5 protein-coding genes are annotated in these 5678 nt (G+C 66.1%); 3 read left to right on the top strand and 2 right to left on the bottom strand.

The window, feature by feature from the left end; all coding sequences use genetic code 11:
• Positions 1 to 62: 62 nt before the first annotated feature.
• The gene (locus tag XI05_RS01030; protein WP_271498065.1) at positions 63 to 1457 is read left to right on the top strand and encodes an MATE family efflux transporter; all 1395 of its coding nucleotides are present in this window, start codon (positions 63 to 65) and stop codon (positions 1455 to 1457) included.
• Positions 1454 to 1942 (top strand): DUF2867 domain-containing protein, encoded by a 489-nt coding sequence (locus XI05_RS01025; protein WP_271498062.1) that lies wholly within the window; start codon positions 1454 to 1456, stop codon positions 1940 to 1942. The genes XI05_RS01030 and XI05_RS01025 overlap by 4 nt, the downstream gene beginning before the upstream one ends.
• Positions 1943 to 1978: 36 nt before the next feature.
• Here the strand turns inward: XI05_RS01025 and XI05_RS01020 are convergent, their stop codons facing one another.
• Positions 1979 to 2473: a septal ring lytic transglycosylase RlpA family protein gene (locus tag XI05_RS01020; RefSeq protein ID WP_271498059.1), complete on the bottom strand. Its 495-nt coding sequence runs from the start codon at positions 2471 to 2473 to the stop codon at positions 1979 to 1981.
• 303 nt (positions 2474 to 2776) lie between these two features.
• Complete coding sequence (locus XI05_RS01015) at positions 2777 to 3892, bottom strand: FUSC family protein (protein ID WP_271498056.1); 1116 nt, start codon at positions 3890 to 3892, stop codon at positions 2777 to 2779.
• 117 nt (positions 3893 to 4009) lie between these two features.
• Here XI05_RS01015 and XI05_RS01010 point away from each other — a divergent pair, with 117 nt between their 5' ends.
• Positions 4010 to 5377, top strand: a complete 1368-nt coding sequence (locus XI05_RS01010; RefSeq protein ID WP_271498053.1) for an MmgE/PrpD family protein — start codon at positions 4010 to 4012, stop codon at positions 5375 to 5377.
• Positions 5378 to 5678 lie beyond the last annotated feature (301 nt).

The following is a 5678-nucleotide window of genomic DNA, read 5'->3' as shown; positions in this document are numbered from 1 at the left end:
GCGCTTCGCGCGTCCGGGACATGAGCCATGTTTTCGTCGCGCGGCTGTGCTATTGAGCCGCCATGCTCGACACCGTCCAACATCATGCGCAGCCGCATGCCGGCGTGCTGCCGAATCATCTTGCCGAAGAATTCGTCGAGACGCTGCGCCTCGCCGTGCCGATGATGCTGACCCAGCTCGGGCAGATCGCGATGATCACCACCGATCTCGCGATGATCGGCCGGCTCGGCGAGGAGGCGGTGGCCGCGGCGGCGCTGGCCCATACGGTCTATTTCGTCAGCTTCACGTTCGGGCTCGGATTGACGTCCGCGGTGTCGCCGCTGGCGGCGCAGGCATTCGGCGCCGGCGACGCCAGGCGCATTCGCCGCTCCTTGCGCGTCGGTCTGTGGGCCGCGCTGCTGATCTCGCTGCCGATGATGGCCTCGCCGCTCTATGGCGAGCAGATTTTGCTGGCGCTCGGTCAAATGCCGCGAACCGCCGCGCTGGCGCAGCACTATTTGAACGGCCTCGCCTGGGGCATCGCGCCGGCGCTCGGATTCATCGCGCTGCGCGGCATGATGAGCGCGGTGAACCGGCCGCAGGCGCCGCTGTGGATCACACTGGCGGCGATCCCGGTCAACGCCGCGCTGGTCTACGCGCTGATCCACGGCCTGTTCGGCCTGCCGGAGCTCGGCCTGTTCGGCGCGGGGCTTGCAACCACGCTGGTCAATCTCGGCACCTTCCTCGCCGCACTCGCGATCGCCGGGTTGCGCAAGCCGTTTGCGGACTATCATCCGCTCGCCCGCCTGTGGCGGATCGACTGGCCGTTGATGCGCCAACTGATCGCGATCGGCGCGCCGATCTCGTTTTCCCTGCTGCTGGAATATGGTCTGTTCTCTTCAGCGGCGCTGCTGATGGGACTGATCTCGACCGCCGCGATTGCCGCGCATCAGATCGCGCTCCAGATCACCGCCGTGCTGTTCATGGTGCCGCTCGGCATCGGCATGGCGGCGACGGTGCGGGTCGGTCATGCCTTCGGCCGCAAGGATCCGGCGGCGGTGAGGCGCGCAGGGCTCGTCGCAGCCGTGCTCGGCGTCGCGCTGGTCTTCGCGCTGACGATCGCCATCGTGATCGGTCGCTACGAGCTCGGACGGCTGTTTTTCGGCAGCGGCAGCGAAAGCGCGGCAACGGTCGAGCTGACGGCAACACTGCTGCTGGTCGGGGCGAGCTTCTTCATCGCCGACGGCCTGCAGACCATCATGGGCGGCGCGCTGCGCGGCATCAATGACACTCGAATGACGCTGCTGTTCGCTGCAATCGGCTATTGGGGCGTCGCCTTTCCCGTCGGCTGGATGCTGGCGTTCCACACGGGGCTCGGCGCGGTCGGCGTCTGGATCGGATTCTCGATCGGCACGTTCGTCTATGCCGGGCTCCTGATCTTGCGATTCCGGATGCTGACGCGCAAGATGGCGGGATGAGAGCACCGGTCCGCGAAGTCGCGCCTGAAGTCGATGCCAATGCGCTGCTCGCCGGCGCGCAGTTCATCGATGCGTTTCGCGTGGACATCGGCGCTGCGGCGGTGAATGCCCGCGAAGCCTGCACCCGAATGGTGCTGCACGGGCCGGGCTGGATCGACGCGCTGCTGCGCCTGCGCAACATTCTGGTGACGCCGTTCGGACTGAAGACATCAGGCGAAGGCGAGCCGGCGCCGGGCGGCATGATCGGCCTGTTTCCGGTGGTCGACGAAACGTCCGAGCGGCTGGTGGCGGGCTTCGATGATTCGCACCTCGACTTCCGCATCGTCGTCGACGTTTCAGGCAATGCCGCGAGCCGGCAGGTGACCTCGACCACGCTGGTGCGCACGCACAATCTGCTCGGCCGGACCTATCTCGCGCTGATCATGCCCTTCCACAAGCTCGTGGTCCGCAACATGATGGGACGAATCGTGGCGCCGGCCCGCTGAAACTGTGCGGGCCGACATTGATGAACACGTCCGCGTTCAACCCACCGGCCCCGGGGTCCAATTGTCTCCTGCGAGCGGACTGACCTTCACGTCAGGAATGACACCGCGGTCCATGCTCGGATCGAAATGGCGCATCGCCCGCTCATTGAGGTCGATGATGCGGCCAGGTCTGAGCGGTCCCACGTCATTGATCTTGACGATGACCTTCTTGCCGACAGCCTCGACGAGGGCATATTTCGGCCTCGCGCCAAATTCGACCCCACCAAACTTCCGGCGCAAGCTCGTCTTGATGGCAGCCGTCCAGGCAGAGGGATCATAACGCTCCCCGGAGGCTGTCTTCGGGCCTCCTTCCTCCTTGCCGGGCTTGAACGGATTGTAGGTGGACGCCGCGCCAACGATCGCATTACCGGAAGCGGCATCGACGACGGCACTTGAGTGATCCCCACGCGTTTCACTTCGAGCAACTGAAACGGAAAAGGCAAGCGTAACCAGGGCGCCGCAAATTGCGGCGCTCGAACGGAAGAGCATCATGAGTCCTGTGATTTTTTAGATTGTCCGGTTCCAGAACCGCAAAACTGGTCAAGCGAACGCAGCAGCGTTCATCAACTTGCGCCAATCGTTTTGCGGATTCGAGCCAACCCCTGGCTATGGAACCGTTGTGTGAACCGGCGTGGTCCTCACGTCGTGTTTACCGGTTAAGACAGAGATTGCGTCAGCAACATGACCCGATGGAACCTGGCGCGTGCAGCGTGAGAAGACGCAGACAGCGATCACGGCTGAATCGCGCGACGTATGCATTGCTGTCGTCACGGGCGGTTACGAGGACGGTTCAACTCACTCCGCCACCCGCACCGACTTGTCGCTTGCTGATTCCGACCATTCGCCGACGACGCGGTCGAGATCGCAGAGATTCTGGTGCATCTGCTCCAGCGAGAAGCCGAGCGCGAAGAAGCGCTCGGCGGTGTCGCTTGCGTGGCCGCGGATCAGGCCGTCCTGACGGACGGATGCCACCGCCGCGGCGTAGTGCTGGAGCGCGACGTGGACGGGATGGATCGGCGGCGCGCCGGCGCCTTCGCGCAAGGCGCTAGCGGCCGCGCGCAGGAAGCGCGCGATCACGGTCGAGACTTCCGTCAGCGGCGCTGCCAGCCGCATCTGCACCTCGACCGGCAGCGGCACCACCGTAGCGCGGCCGATCATCACGACGTCGTGGCGCAGCCGCAGGATGGTTCGCAGCAACGGGCCGGTATCGGGGCCGCTCGACAGCCGCGCGGCGCGCTCGCGCTCGGCCTCGGAGCCGATCGCATTCAGATTGACCATCGCGGAGCCGATGCCGTCCTGGATCCGGTGCAGCGCGTCGTTGTCGCGGCCGCGCGTGAGGCCTGCCAGCAGCTCGGTGAAGGCATCAGCGATCAGCTCGAGCAGAACCGCCGCGCTGGCGCGGATCTGCCGTACCGCGCGCGAGGGCAGCACCAGGAACGAGACCAGCAATCCCGTGACGGCGCCGACGCCGACCTCGCTGACCCGATCGATCGCCGACGTCAGGGGATCGGCATGATGCAGGGTCGGAACCAGGAGCACGATCACGGCGGTGACCGTGGCGGCGCTGAGGCTCGGATTGATCGCGGCGATGAAGGCGAGCGGGGCGACGGAGAGGACCAGCAGGCCGAGCAGGCCCGCCTCGCTGGAATAGGGAATCAGGATCGCGATGGCGCCGCCATAGATCGCGCCGCCGATGGTGCCGAGCATGTAGTCGCGCGTCGCCTTCAGCGAGCGGCCGACGCTCATCTGGGTCACGATCAGTGATGTCAGCACCGCCCAGAGCGGCAACAGCAGATGCAGCGCGGTGGCGATCGCATAGGCCGCGGTCGCGGCGACCGTGACCCGGATCGCCAGCCCCAATTGCGTCCGCCGCGCTCGAACCCGGTCGAACAGCTGCCTTGCGCGCGTCATACGGAATATCCCGATCCTTTGCGCCAAGCCAAAAGCATGGCTGATCCCCGCCCCCGCAAGGCCGCTTGAAAGGCCAAATCGACCCGCCTAACTTGCGCGCCAAAACGAGGAAACACGATGGCTCACGAAACCGCAACGCTCGCCGCCTATGTCTCGAATCTGAAGTACCAGGATATTCCCACCGAGGTGCTGGAGCGCGCCAAAGTCCTAACGCTGGACTTTCTCGGCAGCGCAATCCGGGCGCGGCGCGAGGCGGAATCGACCCCGTCGATGCTGAAGATGCTGGAGGCGCTGGCGCTCGACACGAAGGGCGAGTCCACCGTGTTCGGCGATACCAAGACCTGGACGCCGGCGGTCGCGGCGCTGCTCAACGGCGCGCTCGGCCACTCCCTCGATTTCGACGACACCCACGCCGATTCCTCGCTGCATCCGAGCGCACCGATGGTGCCGGCCGCCTTCGCCGTCGGCGAGATGGTCGGCGCGTCGGGCCGCGACGTGCTGACCGCGATCGTTGCCGGTTACGAGGTGTGCTGCCGGCTCGGCAACGCACTCGACCCGACCTCGCATTACGCGCGCGGCTTCCACCCCACAGCGACCGCCGGCACCTATGGCGCGGCTGCGGCGGCCGGCAAGCTGTTCGGCCTGTCCGAGAAGCAGCTGATCGCCGCGTTCGGCGTCTCCGGCAGCCAGGCCGCAGGCTCGCTGCAATTCCTGGTCAACGGCGCCTGGAACAAGCGCTACCAGGTCGGCGCCGCCGCGATGAATGGCGTGATCGCCGCGACGCTGGCGCGCAACGATTTCGTCGGCGCGACCGAATCGGTCGAGGGCAAGCACGGCCTGCTCGCCGGCTACACCGACGATGCGCATCCGGACAAGGCGGTCGCCGAGCTCGGCAAGACCTACGAGACGATGAAGATCGGCGTGAAGCCGTATCCGAGTTGCCGCTATACCCATGCCGCGATCGATGCGCTGATCGCGATGCGGCGCGAGCACAATCTGACGCCGGAGCAGGTCAAGCGCGTCGAGATTGGCCTGCACCGCAACGGCATCACGCTGACGGGCGATGCCGCCACCAAGCGCCATCCGCGCTCGATCGTCGGCGGCCAGTTCTCGATGTTCTTCACCGGCGCGCTCGCGCTCGACCAGGGCTCGTTCGGCTGGGACGATTACAACCGTCTGGGCGACGCCGCGATCGACGCGCTCGCCGACAAGTTCGACGTGGTGCAGGACGATCGGCTCGAGATCGGCCGCACCCATCCCTTTGGCGCGCGCGTGAGCATCACGACGGATGACGGCGTGCACGAGCGGCTCTATGCCGACCCGTCGGGCGAGCCGACCTCATTCCCGGACACGCAGGCGATGCAGCAGAAATTCCTGACGCTGGCGCGCCCCGTGCTGAACGCCCGCGCGGAGAAGTTTGCGGATGCGATCATGACCTTGGAGCGGTTCGACCGCGTGGCGCAGGCGACGGAATTGGGGAGGTAGGTGCTGCCGCTTTCTTACCCTACCCTGGAGGGGTCCGGGACGAGCGTAGCTCGCCCGAGGGTCGGCACGCGATCGAGCAAAGCGAGATTGCGTGACGGGGTGGGGTGATCTCTCCACACAGGCACTGTTCGACGCGGAGAGACCGTCACCCCACCCCGCTCGCGCTGCGCGCGATCGACCCTCCCCCTCCAGGGCAGGGCTATCGCATGTGGCCTAGGAGTTCGAAGAAGAAGGCGTCGTTCCAGCCGGCGCGTTTGAGCTTGAGGCGCAAGGAGATTTTTGTATCAGGGTGAGCTCTGGC

Origin of the sequence: Bradyrhizobium sp. CCBAU 11357 (genome assembly GCF_028128865.1) — a bacterium.
In the GTDB taxonomy this organism is placed as follows: Bacteria; Pseudomonadota; Alphaproteobacteria; order Rhizobiales; family Xanthobacteraceae; genus Bradyrhizobium.
Note: the sequence above shows the minus strand (reverse complement) of the source record. Positions and strands in the feature narration are given on the sequence as shown.

What these genes read in the sequence shown, in the direction of transcription:
- XI05_RS01030 (WP_271498065.1), top strand. Translation starts at nt 63, where the DNA reads ATGCTCGACACCGTCCAACATCATGCGCAGCCGCATGCCGGCGTGCTG.
- XI05_RS01025 (WP_271498062.1), top strand. Translation starts at nt 1,454, where the DNA reads ATGAGAGCACCGGTCCGCGAAGTCGCGCCTGAAGTCGATGCCAATGCG.
- XI05_RS01020 (WP_271498059.1), bottom strand. Translation starts at nt 2,473, where the DNA reads ATGATGCTCTTCCGTTCGAGCGCCGCAATTTGCGGCGCCCTGGTTACG.
- XI05_RS01010 (WP_271498053.1), top strand. Translation starts at nt 4,010, where the DNA reads ATGGCTCACGAAACCGCAACGCTCGCCGCCTATGTCTCGAATCTGAAG.
- XI05_RS01015 (WP_271498056.1), bottom strand. Translation starts at nt 3,892, where the DNA reads ATGACGCGCGCAAGGCAGCTGTTCGACCGGGTTCGAGCGCGGCGGACG.